Here is a 15,886-nt window from a genome sequence, read left to right on the forward strand (position 1 = left end):
TTATTTAGAGTTAATTGGTACGATTTATGTAAAATACTACCTGACCAATAGGATGTAGTCCTTTACCTGCGTTTAAACGCAATTTATTCGTACACGATGCCCTGTTTTCTGGTCATTATTTAATACATCCGGCTCAACGTTGTATTTAATTAAAAGTATAAAAAGTATAAAAAACATACATAAACATGAAAATTGCCTATATATCGACCTATCCGCCGCGTGAATGCGGTATAGCAACCTTTAATCAAAATTTGATGCGTGCAATAAACTCAAATTTTCCTGAAAGGCAGAAGTTATCAGATGGGGGGTATATTGTAGCATTGAATGATTCAGAGGGTTTGGATGAATACGAATATCCGGAAGAGGTAAAATATGTAATTCGTCAAAATCATCAAAAGGATTATATACGCGCTGCAAACTATATTAATACGAGCGCAGTTGATGCCTGCATTTTAGAGCACGAGTTTGGAATTTACGGTGGAGAGAGCGGGATTTACATATTGCCGCTGATCAATCGTTTAGAGAAACCATTGATATCTATATTGCATACGGTTTTAAAGGAACCAAGCTATGTACAACGTATCATTATACGTGAGATTGCTGAGCAGTCGGCAAAAATTATTGTGATGAGCCAGCGCGCTGTTGAGTTCCTGACAGAAATATACGAGGTGCCGGTTGAAAAAATACAAATTATTGAGCACGGTGTACCGGATTTGGAAGCCCCGGTTAACAATCCCGTAAAATCGTTGTCAAGCTTTAAAAACCACCGCGTATTATTAACGTTTGGACTTTTAAGCCGCAACAAAGGGCTTGAAACTGTTGTAAAGGCGTTACCTAAAATTGTTGAAAAGCATCCTGATGTAATGTATGTGGTACTAGGTAACACCCATCCTGGTGTGTTAAAAAACTCAGGCGAGGAATACCGCGATTCACTGAAAAGACTGGCTGCCGATTTGGGCGTGTCAAAAAATCTATCATTCATCAACAAATTCGTATCTGAGGAAGAGCTGATTAACTATCTTACAGCCTGCGAAATATATGTAACCCCGTATCTAAACGAAGCACAAATTACCAGTGGCACGCTCTCCTATGCTGTAGGATCAGGTGCGGCTGTAGTTTCAACACCTTACTGGCATGCACAGGAATTGTTGTCACATGATCGCGGAAGGCTTTTTGATTTTAAGAACTCAGAAGGATTGGGGGACATCATAAATGAATTATTGGATGATGAGCAAATGCTTAAGACCTTAAAGCAAAACGCCTACCAATACGGGTTACATCTGCGTTACCCTGTAATAGGCGCGGAGTTCATAAAAGTTGCCCAGGAGGCGGCTATTGAGCACGACTTCAGCGAGAAAGTGCTTAAAAACAGCATCGTAGATCCGGAAATATTACCCAAATTCAGCCTAACGCACGTATTGCGTTTAACTGACGATACCGGTATTGTGCAGCACGCTAAGTATGGTATACCCAATTTAAAGGAGGGATATTGCCTTGATGATAACGCGCGCGCATTAATAATGGCACTAATGGCTTATCAGCGTAATAAAAGCAACGAAGCGTTTGAACTGCTGCCGGTGTACCTGAGTTACATCCACTACATGCAGACAGACGATGGTAACTTCCGCAACTTCCTGAGTTTTGATCGGCGCTACCTTGATGAAGTTGGATCTGAGGACTCATTCGGGCGTACAATATGGGCGTTGGGCCACCTAATAAATTGCGCGGCGAGCAACTCATATCGTGAATTTGCGCTGGAGATATTCCAAAAATCATATCCGCATTTTAAATCTTTAACATATTTACGAGGTATGGCCAATACCATAATTGGTATTAGTTTATATCTGCAGGCAGTGCCTACCGATGAAGGTATGCAACAGGAACTGATTCGTTTAACCCAACCGTTGATAGACGCGTTTAATAAAACTGCGAGCGAAGACTGGCAGTGGTTTGAGGAAGGCATGACCTATGATAACGCCATACTACCGTTGGCCTTACTACATTCATGTGAAATAACGGGCAATGAAGAAGCCCGGGAAGTAGCCATGAAGTCGATGGCATTTTTAGATAAGCTAACGCTATCCAATGGATACTTGAGTCCTGTAGGTAATGATGGCTGGTACTACCGTGGTGGTTCATTCCCTACTTTTGATCAGCAGGCTATCGAAACAATGGCCATGGTACTGATGCATTTCCAGGCATACAAAATTTTCCGCACGCCGGAGTACATCGAAAAGATGTTCTTAAGCTATCGTTGGTTCTTAGGCGAGAACACCCTGCGTGCTCCGCTTTATGATCACGAGACCAAAGGCTGTTGTGATGGATTGCTACCTACCGGCATTAACCGTAACCAAGGCGCCGAGAGTACATTGGCGTATTTAATATCGCACTTAACGGTATTGAAAGCGTTTGAGTTGGAGTATGAATACAACAAGTTTGGGCAAACTGTCGAGATTTGTTAAATGAAAGTTGCTGTATTAGCCCCCGTTGCCTGGCGTACACCGCCCAGGCACTACGGGCCATGGGAACAGGTAGCATCAAACATTGCCGAAGGAGTTATAAAACTTGGTGCTGAAGTAACACTGTTTGCTACCGGTGACTCTATTACCGCAGGTAAACTCGAATCGGTTTGCGAAACGGGTTACGAGGAAGATCGTAACCAGGATGCCAAAGTTTTAGAATGCCTGCACATTAGTAACTTAATGGAAAAGGCCGGAGATTTTGACATAATCCACAATAACTTCGACTTTTTACCCCTAACCTACTCGGGTTTGGTCAATACGCCAATCATTACAACCATACATGGATTCTCATCGCAGCGGATAATACCTGTTTATAAAAAATATAACTCAAGAGGGCACTACGTGTCAATCAGCAATGCCGACCGTAGTTCAGAGCTGGATTATATTGCAACAGTTTATAATGGGCTGGATACGAGAGATTTTGAATTTATTGAAACACCGGACGATTACCTGCTGTATTTTGGCCGTATACATCACCACAAAGGCACAGCCGAATCAATTGCTATTGCTAAGGCTACGGGCAGAAAACTGCTGATAGCAGGGATTATCCAGGACGAAAACTACTACCGCGAAAAGGTAGAGCCGGAATTGAATGATCAGATACAGTACGTTGGCCATGCCGGACCTGAGAAACGTAAAGAACTTTTAGGAAATGCTGCCGCGTTATTACATCCAATAAACTTTGATGAACCGTTTGGCATGAGTGTGGCCGAAGCCATGCTATGCGGCACTCCCGTTGTAGCTTTTAACCGCGGTTCAATGCCCGAGCTGATTAAACATGAAAGTACAGGTTTTTTGGTTAATAACGTTGATGAAGCTGTTGAAGCAATAAAAAATATAAAATCAATAAATCGTATTGACTGCCACAACCGCGCTGCAACACAATTCTCTTGTGAAAAGATGGCTGGTGATTATTTCGAATTGTACAAACGAATACTAAAAGGATAGCAGCAAAATGGTTAGGCAAAGGATATGGTATCTTACACTATCCTTCGCCCTACCTTTCAGCATTTATTATATTCCATCTTCCTTTAGGCGGTTTATCAAATCATCCATATCAACTTCTACAAATGATGTTGAATAATCAGACAATCCGTAAGGAATAATAAGCTTATTATTATTCACTATTGATCCACAGGAGTATATTACGTTAGGCACATAACCTTCACGCTCGTCGCTATTTGGTATGATAAGCGGCTCTTTCAGGCGACCTATCTCTACAGATGGGTCATCAAGCTTTAACAAGCTCGCGCCCAGCACATATCTACGCATAGGGCCCACACCGTGGGTTATCATGATCCAGCCATGTTCGGTTTCTATAGGTGAGCCGCAATTACCTATTTGGATAAATTCCCAGGTAAAGCGTGGCTCCTGCAACAACTCGGGCTCTTCCCAGATATTTATCTTATCTGAGTACATGATATAATTATTGCAACCGTCTATCCGTGATATCATGGCGTACTTGCCGTTTATTTTACGCGGAAACAGAGCAAGATTTTTGTTTTGCGCGCCCGCGCCATAAAGCGGCATAATGCGGAAGTTGTAAAAATCCGTGGTTTGCAACAGCTTAGGCATAATCAATGATCCATCGTATGCAGTATAGGTAGCATAGTAAACAGTGGATCCATCGTCATCAGTAAACTTCACAAAACGGGCATCTTCGATGCCTTTACGTTCGTATTCAGATATAGGGAATATAACCCTGTCAGATATATCAGTATCAAGCGAGAATACTATTTCGTAATATGAATCAGCAAGCCAAAGTACTTTGTCGTACTCCAGTTTGTTTATATCATTCTCCTGCAGCTTTTGCGAATCAAGAATAATACGGCGAAGGGTTGAATACTCAAAATGATGATCAAGTTTAGACTCCAGTTCCTTTAATACATCAATATTTATTTGGGTAGTAACAGCTTTTTCAAAAAACAGGCGCTTGTTGTAAACAGCGTTGCGCACTATCTCAGCCTCGTCAATGTAGTTTCCGGCGGGTAATACGGTAATGTTATTATTTTTATCAAACAATGCCCTGCGGAATGTGATGGACGAAATGTGCCCCTCGCCTACTGCCCTGAAACTCATTATTACACGTCGTTGTCCGTCTTCCAGTTCGGTTTGATCGGGGTCATCAACTATAGAGGGGTTAAAAAAAGCAGCCGACTCGATGGAGTATTCATGGGTAAAATAAGACCCTATCAGAAGCTTTCGGTAAACTGTTAACGTGTCAAAATCAATCCCCAGCTCTTCAAAAAGTGGCTTCAACTTACTGCAATGACGGTTTAAAACACGGGTTATATTACGGTGGCGCTTTGAATACTCCTGCAACAACGGAGATACTATGCCGAACGCTGTGTCTTCACTGATAACCATCACTCGTTGTAAAACCTGTTTGGCCCGTTCATTTCCATTAAAAAAGAACCTTGCTATAACGCGTCGTGAATCGGGATTAACTCTTATGGGTTTTCTTACAATAGGCAATCTCATATATAGTAAATAAGTATTATCAATTACAGCGTTAATATTAATGTAATTACGGCAAAAACAGGCTTTTTGTTTAGAAAATATAAAATATATATCAAATTATCCATTTCCACTATACAGGCGTATTTCATCATCGGGAATATAATGTTTCGCTCTCCAATCACTACTCGTCTTAAACCCTAATAATTTAACAGCAACGCCAGGTGATTTTAATTCTGTGTCATATCATCTTATTTCTTTTGATAAGATAGGTTTTTAATATCTCATTATACCCGGCATGTATGTCAGCGTCTACCAAATCAATCTGGTATTGCGCGCATTTTAGCTCCAGTTCCCGGCGATAACTTTGCACGGCTGTCCGGTAGGTATCACGAATTTTAGCCGGGTGCACTTTAATTTCCGAGCCGCTTTCCATATCAATAAAATGGTGTGGGTGATTATCAAAATTAAAGTTATACTCCTGGTGTTTGTCGCTAACATTAAATATAACCACTTCATGCTTATTGTATTTAAGATGCTGTAGGGCAGCAAACAGGGTTTGCATTGTAACCTCATCCAGGTTGTTTTCAAGCATATCACTAAAAACAATTATCATACTGCGCTGATGTATTTGCTGCGCAACATGGTGCAGAACCGCGGCAATGTTTGTATCAGATTTTACTTGACGGTTAGCATACAGTTTTTCAAGTTCCGCGTATAAATAAAACTGGTGAGTGCCCGTTGATTTTGCAGCAGTAAGCGTATCAACCTTATCTGAAAAAGCGCATAAACCAAAAGTGTCGCGTTGCTTTTTAAAAAGGTATATAAGCGACGCTATGGCATAAACAGAAAACTGCAGCTTGTTTATTCCTTTTTGAGGAAAATCCATTGACGAAGAAGTGTCTAGCAAGAGATAACAGCGCAGATTGGTTTCCTCTTCGTACTGCTTAACAAATAACTTATCAGTCCGGGCCAGCAGTTTCCAGTCGATATTTTTAACTGATTCGCCGCTGTTGTACAAACGGTGTTCTGCAAATTCTACTGAAAATCCGTGGAAAGGGCTTTGATGCAAACCGGTAACAAAACCTTCCACTACCTGCTTTGCCAGAAGCTCAAGATTGGCCAGGCTGCGGATGTGCTGTTCGTCTTTTAATTGCATACGATTTTAAAATATCACGCCATCCCTACAAGCTTTAAAAGATTGCCGATGCGTGCCGATAGCGGTTACAAGTTAAATATATAACAAAAAAGCGTCCTGATAAATATCAGGACGCTTTTAATATTTTAAGCCGGCACTTATTACACCTGGGCGTTTAGTTTATTAGCTAAAACAGATTTTGGCACAGCGCCAATTTGCTTGTCAACTATCTCACCGTTTTTAAAGAATAAAAGGGCGGGAATATTACGGATGCCAAACTTCATTGATATACCCGGGTTATGGTCAACGTTAACTTTGCCTACAACAGCCTTGCCGTCATATTCTTTAGCTAACTCCTCAACCACAGGGCCAACCATGCGGCACGGACCGCACCACTCTGCCCAAAAATCAACCAATACAGGTTTATCTGATTTTAATACAAGTTGTTCGAAGTTTGCATCAGTTATTTCTAAAGCCATGATTTCTACTTTTTATGTTTGTTATACAAATATTACTAATCAAATTGCTTGCCACAAGTACCAGCCTGACAATGTGACAATCCGATTATCAAATGCCGCAACGCTAACTTTGGCGTGACGCTAAAGGTAACAGTTTATACAAGTGCGCAGGAAATTATTTTATTAACATGGGTTACTTGTTAACAATACAACGTATTAAATGATATTATAAAAGCAAATGGAATTGTTACTATTTCATCAGGCGTTAGCGTGCCTTTAAGATGCATGCACACATATCGCCAGTCACAAAAAGCCGGTAGTAGCAAATGATACTATCAGAGTACTAAAAGCTTTACTTCGTAGTTAACACCGGCTGTACCCTTGTAAGGCTAAATAAATCCTCTAAAAGATCATCGCTCGGGTTTACCTTAAATACCTTTGATGTTGCACTTGCACTCAGGTTCTCCTCATAATCGCTGATGGTAATCTTAAGGTCGCAGGTTTTGTTAGGATATTTCTCATTGTTTTGCTGGATAATATACAGCAGGCTGTCAACAAACTGGGCATTTATCTCTTTCAGATTAACGGGTACGGTTAGCGATTTGCTCCGGGTTTCGCGCATTTCAGACAGCAGGCTCATTACACTTATGCGCAAGTCCCAGTTGTCCTTTTGGCGGAACTTTTCTTCGATACTGCCGCGTATGTGCATAAAGAAACCATCAACCAACAGATTACGAAACTTTATATAATCCTCGCCAAACAAAGCAAACTCGTATGAATCATTGTAATCCTCAAAAATAAAGGTCCCGAAAGGCTTACCGGTTTTTGTGGTTTTGTGTTGTACGTTGCTCATCAGCCCGCCAATGCACAGCTCGCCTTTACGGCGCAAGTTTGCGAAAGCAAGAGCTATATCATCACCCCCCTCGCCGGAGCGTGCCTTTTGCATCAGCTTAAGATCAGACACCGTAGCATTGCAAAACTTTTCTAATTCAAGTTTATAGTTATCTAAAGGATGGCCGGTAAGGTATATACCTATTACATCCTTTTCGTACTTCAGTTTCTCTATCAATGGCCATTCCTCTACCTCGGGCATAGGCGGCTCCGGAATATATGAAGCTACTGAACCGCCGAAGAGCGACGATTGCGTGCTGTTTTGCGTGTTTTGGTAATCGTTAGCGTACTTTATCAGGCGCTCCACACCTGTAAGCAATCCGTTTTCAGTCTTAGCAAAAAACTGCGCCCGCCTGTAGCCAAAACCATCGAATCCGCCGCCATAAACAAGATTCTCATATGATTTACGGTTTACACTACGCACGTTACTGCGACGCGCAAAATCATAAACCGACTCGTAAGGCCCGCGTTCTTTACGTTCTTCAATAATACTTTCAACCGCCTTTTCGCCCACCCCTTTTACGCCGGTGAGGCCAAAACGTACTTCACCTTTTTTATTTACAGCGAATGCCATGTCCGACTCGTTAATGTCTGGACCAAGCACCGGCACTCCCATGCGGCGGCATTCCTCCATAAAAAAGGATATCTTTTCAATGCTGTTTTGGTTATTTAATACAGCTGCCATATACTCGGCCGGGTAATGCGCCTTAAGGTAAGCCGTTTGGTAAGCCACAAAGGCGTAACAGGTGGAGTGCGATTTATTAAAAGCGTATTGCGCGAAGGCTTTCCAGTCGTTCCAAATTTTGGTAAGCTTATCTTTTGGATGACCTTTGGCTATGGCGCCGTCCATAAACTGGGCTTCCATTTTATTCAGCACCTCAATCTGCTTTTTACCCATGGCTTTACGCAACACATCGGCATCTCCTTTACTAAAGCCAGCAAGCTTTTGCGATAAAAGCATCACCTGCTCCTGGTAAACGGTAATACCATAGGTTTCACCCAGGTATTCTTCCATGTCGGGCAGGTCAAATGTAATTGGCTCAAGGCCGTGCTTACGTTTAATAAAATTGGGTATATATTCTATTGGTCCCGGTCGGTACAGGGCGTTCATAGCTATCAAGTCTTCAAACTTATCCGGCTTCAGTTCGCGCAGGTACATTTGCATACCATCACTTTCAAACTGAAATGTGCCGTTTGTATCACCGCGCTGATATAGCTCAAATGTTAGCTGATCATCAAGGTCTATATAATCTATATCGATTTCAACATCATGATTTTGCTTTATCATGCGCAAGGCGTCCTTGATAATGGTAAGGGTTTTCAATCCCAAAAAGTCCATCTTGATAACGCCTGCATCTTCAATTACCCGCCCGTCAAACTGGGTAACCAAAAGATCCGAATCGCGCGAGGTAGCTACCGGCACAATGTCAGTCAGATCATACGGCGCGATAATAATACCCGCCGCATGCACACCGGTATTACGTACAGAACCTTCAAGTTTTTCCGCCTCCCTAAGCACCGTACCCTTTGGGTCGGTAGTAGATTTGTAAATGGTTTGCAATTCCGGCACCTGCTCTATTGCCGTTTTAAGGTTAATGCCCAAAGTTTCGGGCACCAGCTTTTTAAGGGCGTTTACTTCGGCCAGCGGCATATCCAGCACACGCCCTACATCCTGTATACTGGTGCGTGCCGCCATTGAACCATAAGTAATAATCTGCGCTACCTGGTTTTTGCCATATTTATCAACAACATAATCAATAACACGCTGGCGGCCGGCATCATCAAAGTCCGTATCAATATCGGGCATCGACTTACGGTCGGGATTCAGGAATCTTTCAAATAGCAAATTATATTTTAAGGGGTCGATATTAGTTATACCTATGCAATAGGCCACTACCGAACCCGCCGCCGAGCCACGGCCCGGACCAATAAATACACCCATATCACGGCCGGCTTTAATAAAGTCGGCTACAATAAGGAAGTACCCTGCAAAGCCCATGGTGCGTATGGTGAACAGCTCGAAATTAATACGCTCTTCAGCCTCAGGCGAGATATCCTTATAACGCTCCTTAGCACCTAAAAACGTTATATGTTTCAGGTATTCCCACTGGTTCAGCGTGTCGGCATCATCACCGGTTGTATGTATCTTAAATTCTTCGGGTATTACAAAGTTTGGCAGTAATATATCACGCTTCAGCTTTAATACCTCAACTTTATCAACAATTTCATTTGTGTTATCCAATGATTCAGGCAAGTCATGAAACAGCTTGCCCATTTCGGCCTGTGTTTTAAAATAAAACTGGTCATTAGGAAAACCAAAACGGTAGCCCTTTCCACCTTCTTCATCTGTAGCAATAGGCGTGCTTTGCATATCGCCGGTATTTACACACAATAAAATATCATGTGCATTACTATCCTGCTGATCCACGTAATGCGAATCATTAGAACAGATAACTTTTACGTTATGCTTTTTAGCAAATTTCAACAGTGCCGCGTTAACAATATTTTGCTCGGGGATATCATGGCGCTGTAGTTCAATGTAATAATCTTCGCCAAACAGGTCAAGCCACCATTTAAATTCACGTTCGCCGGCTTCTTCACCATTTTTCAAAATCTCCTGTGGTACCGATGCACCAATACAGCAGGTTGTAGCAATAAGACCTTTATGGTGTTTCAGTATAAGTTCCTTATCAATACGGGGCCATTTACTGTACAAGCCCTCCATATAACCCAAAGAGCACAACTTAACCAGGTTTTTATAACCCTCGGCATTTTTGGCCAGCAGTAATTGGTGCCGCCTTACATCTTTCTTCTCCTTGGTAAATTGTTTAACATGCCTGTCATCAACCACATAAAATTCGCAGCCTACTATGGGCTTTACATTGTGCTTACCAGCCTCCGCTACAAACTTAAATACGCCAAACATATTGCCATGGTCGGTAATAGCCAGCGCCTTCATGCCATCGGCAGCAGCTTTTTTATATAGCTTTCCTATATCTGCGGCGCCGTCAAGTAGCGAAAACTGAGTGTGTACGTGTAAATGGGAAAAATCAGGCATAACAACTCCAAATCAAAATTTCAGGTAGAATACAAAGTTATCAAAAAACAAGTTGGGGCTATCATGTGTTGAAAACAAAAACCCGCTAAAGAAATCGCAACGCAAAGGTTAACAAACCTGTTTATAGCCGTTCCTAAGGTATTTTTACAATACTTAACACAGAAGAAACAGTTACGGGTACACTATTTGATGTTTAAAATGTAATTCGATCTTAACCGTATAATATATTACAATTTTGAAAAAATTTGGACGTATAGCCCTTAAAACCATCCTATGGATACTCGCGAGTGTTATTTTTTTAATACTGCTTGTAGTTATTTTGATACAAGTGCCAGCTGTGCAAAATTTTGCCAAGGATAAAGCAGTAACTTTTATACAAAATAAAATAAAGACTAAAGTTGAGATAGGCCATATCTCATTAGGGCTACCTAAGTTAATCGTATTAGAAGATGTATATTTTGAAGACCAAAAGCGCGACACCCTTATTGCGGGGGATAAGCTGAAGGTTGACATAACCCTGCTAAAACTTTTAAAAAATACGGTTGAAGTAAACGAGATTAACCTGCAAGGCATCACTGCAAACATTAGCCGCGGGCCTGACAGCCTTTTTAACTTTGATTATATTATAAAAGCATTTGCCGGCGAGCAGAAAAAAGAACCAAAGCCCGCTGACACCACTTCATCCATGAAATTTGCCATGGGGAAAATTATACTGGACAGGATAAATGTTAAATATAAAGACGCCATAAGCGGGAATGACGTAAAGTTTCTTTTAGGCCATTTTGACACGCGAATAAATGATTTTGACCTGGACAAGATGAAGTTTGGCATAGACAAAATAACGCTTGCCGATGTAAACGCTACGGTGATACAAACGCCGGTTCCGCCCACTATTGATACGCCCACAGCACCGCTTAATATGGATTTAAAGCTGGGTGAAATTGACTTATCAAAGATCCGCGTAAAATATAGGGCATCAGAAATGGATGCGAATGTTGATTTAGGGAAATTATTAGTTGATATGGATAATATTGACTTGAAAAATCAAAAGGTAGCTATAAATAATATATCCCTTAACGAAACTAAAGCACGCGTAACATTTGATAAGCCCAAAACCGTAGCCAAAGAGGTGGTTGAGGCCGTGAAAGAATTGGATACGCTTGTATCGTCGCCTACTAAAAACGAATGGGCAGTTACACTAAAAAAACTCAACATCACCAATAACGATATTAAGTTTGACAACAATGTGCAAAAGCCGATTGCGCGGGGTTTAGATCCTGGCCACATGCATATAAAAAATCTTAATGTTGAGCTGAAAGACCTCGCTTATAGCCCTGATACGGCTTATGGAAAAATAAACACTTTTACTTTTACTGAAAAGAGCGGCTTTAAATTAAAGACGTTCCATACCAATTTTACATACGGCCTTAAGGGCGCTTCACTTACAGATTTACTGCTTGAAACCCCTAACACAGTTTTACAAAAGGAAGTTAAACTGACTTATCCGTCAATAGAATCTTTAAGTAAAAATATAGGCATGTTAGGTGTGAATGCCAATTTAAATGGCAGCAAGTTAGGCATGCGCGATGTTACGCTGCTGATGCCTGACATGGCCAAAATGCCACAATTAAGGAAATTGCAAAATGCCGTACTAAGGGTTAACGGTAAAATAAATGGCCGGGTGGGTAACCTGCGCATTAATGACCTGGAGATATTTGGCTTAAGTCAAACTAGAATTAGGGCGTCGGCAGTTCTGCGGGGGTTGCCTGATGTAAATAAGGCTTATTTTGACGTAAACCTGCGGGAGTTTAATACCAGCCGTGGCGATATTTATGCGCTTGCCCCGCCAAATACTATCCCGGCTACGGTTAGCATCCCGGCTAATTTGAATTTAAAGGGCACTTTAAAGGGTAGCATGAACGATTTTGATACCAAAATGTCTCTCCGGTCAAGTTACGGCGCGGTTGATCTGACCGCATCTATGCGTAACTTTAACCGTAAAGGACGTGAAAGGTATACGGCTAATGTTAAAGCAAATAAACTCAATGTAGGCGCCCTTACTAAAAAGCCGCAAATGGTGGGTATGGTAAGCATGAGTGCCAGCATAAAAGGCACCAGCTTAAACCCTAAAACCGCGAGCCTGGCATTTAATGGCAACGTATCATCAGCCTATGTAAAAGGGTACAACTATCGCAACTTAGTATTAAAAGGTACTGCCAGCAACGGCAGCTATGTGGCCAATGCCCTTATGCGTGACCCAAACATAAGCTTCGCCCTGAGTGCGAAGGCTAATATGAATAAAAAGTATCCGGCGGTAAACGCTACGCTCTCGCTGGACAGCATTGATCTGCAGGCATTAAAGTTTGTTAAAGATCCGCTACGGTTGCATGGCAAGCTGGTAGCAGATGTACCTACCGCCGACCCTGACTACCTGAACGCTGATATCATTTTAACCGATTTGCTAATGGTTCAAAAAGGACAGCGTATAAAGCTCGACACTGTGAGCCTGGTTTCGACTGCCACTGCCGACAGCAGCACACTGCATTTAAAGGCTCCTATGCTTACTGCCCATATGGCTGGTAAATATACTTTAACCGGCATCGCCCCTGCTATGCAGGATCTTGTAAACAAATACTTTAATACAGCAATTGCTTCAGGCGTTAAACCTGCTGCGGCAAAATACCCTCCGCAACAATTCACCTTTAATATTAAGCTGGTAAAAACACCCCTGACTACACAATTAGTGCCCGACCTGAAAACCCTTGACCCTGTTGTGTTCAACGGCCGTTTTAACAGCCAGGCGGGTGAATTGGTTGTAAACGGATCTGCTCCAAAAATTGTTTACGGCACACAGGAGATAAACAACCTTGCGTTGGCGGTTAATACCGGTAATAATGCATTAAACTACAATGTATCTGTGGATGAGGTAAAGGTATCATCATCTATCAATATCTTATACACTACTATATCAGGTAATTTACAAAATGATAAGTTAACTACGAGCTTACAGGTACGCGACCGTGAACGTAAAGAGCGTTATCGTATAGCCGGTGTGTTGAGCGTACTGCCGCAGCAATACCAATTTAGCTTTGTTCCTGAAGGGTTACTACTGGACTATATGCCATGGTCGGTAAATGCAGATAATGCTTTACAGTTCGGCGCAAAGGGTATACTTGCACGCAATTTCACTATTACCAATGCTAACCAGGTATTAAGCGTTAACAGCAATCCGCAGCAGCCTAATGCGCCTATTGATGTCAGGTTTAACAATTTCAGGATTGAAACCCTAACAAAAATTGCGCAGCAGGATTCATTGCAGGTGGGCGGCGTTATTAACGGTAATGCAAATATCAGCAACCTGCAGGCGTCGCCAGTATTTGTAGCGGATATGAATATAAGCGACTTTAGTTTTAAAGGCGACACCGTTGGCAATATCGCTGTAAAAGTTAACAATCAAACCGCTAACGCCTTTGCAGCCAATGTTGATATAACTGGGCGGGGTAACCAGGTTAATCTTTCAGGAATGTACTATACTGCACCAAGCAGCCGGTTTGATATGAACCTGAATATAGTTAACCTGAATATGCAAAGCATACAAGGATTCAGTTTCGGCGCTATACGAAACGCAAGCGGTACTATAACCGGAGCCTTAAAAATTACGGGTACCCCTGACGCGCCTGCAGTGCGGGGCGATATCAACTTTAACAAGGTAGGCTTCAATGTATCAATGCTTAACTCCTACTTCAGCATGCCTAATGAAAGCATTACCTTTAATAATGACGGGGTACGATTTAACGACTTTACCATGGTAGACTCGACCGGCAACAAAGCTATTGTTACCGGTACCGTTTATACCAAACAATACACTGATTTTGCTTTCGGGCTTGATATCCGCACAGATAATTTCAGGGTGATGAACTCTACGCAAAAGGATAATAAGCTCTTTTACGGACAACTATTCGTTAACAGCAATATCAAGATAAGGGGCGATATGAACATGCCGGTAGTTGATGCGCAGCTTACCGTAAATGAAAAGACAGATATGACTATTGTACTGCCATCATCAGACCCAAGTATAGAGGACCGGAAAGGCGTGGTGGAGTTTATTGACCAGAACGCACCTAAGCTGGATTCGATATTGCTCGCGCGTCAGCTTGACTCGCTACGTAAATCAGATGTGACAGGGATGGATGTATCTGCTACAATTAACGTTCATAAAAATGCCAACTTTAACATTGTGATAGACCCGCGTAACGGGGATATGGTGAATATTAAGGGTGAGGCAAGCCTGAATGGCGGAATTGATCCAAGTGGTAAAATCAACCTGACCGGTACGTATACCGTAAACCAGGGCTCTTATAGCCTATCTTTTGCCACCGTAAAACGTAAGTTTAACTTTAAACAAGGCAGCAGCATCACCTGGACAGGCGACCCTACCAGCGCGATGGTTGACCTCACTGCAGTATATATTGCAAATGTCCCTCCTATTGATTTGATCAACGGTCAAACTGATGACGTAAACATGGGAGTGTATAAGCAAAAGCTACCGTTCAACGTGAACCTTATGCTAAAGAATGAATTATTGAAGCCGGAAATAAGCTTTGATATTATACTGCCAGACAGCAATTATGCCGTGTCTGCAGAGGTGAAAAGTACGGTTGAAACCAAATTGGCACAAATACGCCAGGATCCTAACGAGTTAAACAAACAAGTATTGGGCGTACTGGTGCTTGGCCATTTTATAGGCGAAAATCCGCTGCAAAGCCAGGGCGGCAGTGCAGGCGTTGAGGGCGCTATACGCAACAGCGTGAGTGGCTTGCTTAGCGATCAGTTGAACAACCTTGCAGGCGGTTTAATAACAGGGGTAGATCTTGACTTTGGACTTACCTCGGGCGAAGACTATTCTACAGGTACTGCTACTAACCGTACGGACCTCAATGTGGGTGTATCTAAACGGTTCCTTAATGACAGGCTCACCGTATCTGTAGGCAATAGCTTTAACCTTGAAGGTAACCGGCCAGGACAGAAAGCCAGCAATATTGCCGGCAATGTTTCTGTAAACTATAAGCTGAGCCGCGACGGCCGGTATACCCTGCGCGCTTACCGTAAAGACGAGTTTGTGGTAATACAGGGCCAGATTATTGAAACTGGTGTAGCCTTCGCTTTAACCATGGACTATAACCGCTTCAGAGAAATATTCCGTAAGCGCACGCCTGAAGAAAAAGCGCTTCGCCGCCAATATAAACGTGAACAGGAACAACGCGAGAAACAGGAAGATAAGCTGAATGAAGCCCGTGAAGCGAAAGATGAACAGACTAAAGAGCGAATGGAACAGCAATCTAAAGAGCAACCTACAAACTAA

At 42.3% G+C, this 15,886-nt stretch carries 7 protein-coding genes; 3 read left to right on the forward strand and 4 right to left on the reverse strand.

Annotated features, from left to right (window positions below; genetic code table 11):
• Window positions 1-185 precede the first annotated feature (185 nt).
• Window positions 186-2,462, forward strand: a complete 2,277-nt coding sequence (locus tag DJ568_RS01465; protein WP_114003452.1) for a glycosyltransferase family 4 protein — start codon at window positions 186-188, stop codon at window positions 2,460-2,462.
• Window positions 2,463-3,470 (forward strand): glycosyltransferase family 4 protein, encoded by a 1,008-nt coding sequence (locus DJ568_RS01470; RefSeq protein ID WP_114003453.1) that lies wholly within the window; start codon window positions 2,463-2,465, stop codon window positions 3,468-3,470.
• 66 nt (window positions 3,471-3,536) lie between these two features.
• Here the strand turns inward: DJ568_RS01470 and DJ568_RS01475 are convergent, their stop codons facing one another.
• The 4 genes from DJ568_RS01475 to dnaE all read right to left on the reverse strand — a co-directional run bounded on the left by DJ568_RS01475 (window position 3,537) and on the right by dnaE (window position 10,524).
• A complete protein-coding gene (locus DJ568_RS01475; RefSeq protein WP_114003454.1) occupies window positions 3,537-5,003 on the reverse strand; it encodes a glycoside hydrolase family 130 protein in 1,467 nt (488 codons plus the stop codon).
• Window positions 5,004-5,220: 217 nt separating this feature from the next.
• Window positions 5,221-6,138, reverse strand: coding sequence for a DUF58 domain-containing protein (locus DJ568_RS01480; protein WP_114003455.1), 918 nt, complete (start codon window positions 6,136-6,138; stop codon window positions 5,221-5,223).
• Window positions 6,139-6,278: 140 nt separating this feature from the next.
• The gene (trxA, locus tag DJ568_RS01485; protein WP_114003456.1) at window positions 6,279-6,596 is read right to left on the reverse strand and encodes a thioredoxin; all 318 of its coding nucleotides are present in this window, start codon (window positions 6,594-6,596) and stop codon (window positions 6,279-6,281) included.
• A 331-nt stretch (window positions 6,597-6,927) separates the two neighbouring features.
• Window positions 6,928-10,524 (reverse strand): DNA polymerase III subunit alpha, encoded by a 3,597-nt coding sequence (gene dnaE, locus DJ568_RS01490; protein WP_114003457.1) that lies wholly within the window; start codon window positions 10,522-10,524, stop codon window positions 6,928-6,930.
• Window positions 10,525-10,759: 235 nt separating this feature from the next.
• Here dnaE and DJ568_RS01495 point away from each other — a divergent pair, with 235 nt between their 5' ends.
• The gene (locus tag DJ568_RS01495) at window positions 10,760-15,886 is read left to right on the forward strand and encodes a translocation/assembly module TamB domain-containing protein (RefSeq protein WP_114003458.1); all 5,127 of its coding nucleotides are present in this window, start codon (window positions 10,760-10,762) and stop codon (window positions 15,884-15,886) included.

This window comes from Mucilaginibacter hurinus (assembly GCF_003324525.1).
Taxonomy (GTDB): Bacteria; Bacteroidota; Bacteroidia; order Sphingobacteriales; family Sphingobacteriaceae; genus Mucilaginibacter; species Mucilaginibacter hurinus.

Excerpts from the sequence above, each read along its gene's own strand:
- DJ568_RS01465 (WP_114003452.1), top strand. The coding sequence starts at position 186 with ATGAAAATTGCCTATATATCGACCTATCCGCCGCGTGAATGCGGTATA.
- DJ568_RS01470 (WP_114003453.1), top strand. The coding sequence starts at position 2,463 with ATGAAAGTTGCTGTATTAGCCCCCGTTGCCTGGCGTACACCGCCCAGG.
- DJ568_RS01475 (WP_114003454.1), bottom strand. The coding sequence starts at position 5,003 with ATGAGATTGCCTATTGTAAGAAAACCCATAAGAGTTAATCCCGATTCA.
- DJ568_RS01480 (WP_114003455.1), bottom strand. The coding sequence starts at position 6,138 with ATGCAATTAAAAGACGAACAGCACATCCGCAGCCTGGCCAATCTTGAG.
- trxA (WP_114003456.1), bottom strand. The coding sequence starts at position 6,596 with ATGGCTTTAGAAATAACTGATGCAAACTTCGAACAACTTGTATTAAAA.
- dnaE (WP_114003457.1), bottom strand. The coding sequence starts at position 10,524 with ATGCCTGATTTTTCCCATTTACACGTACACACTCAGTTTTCGCTACTT.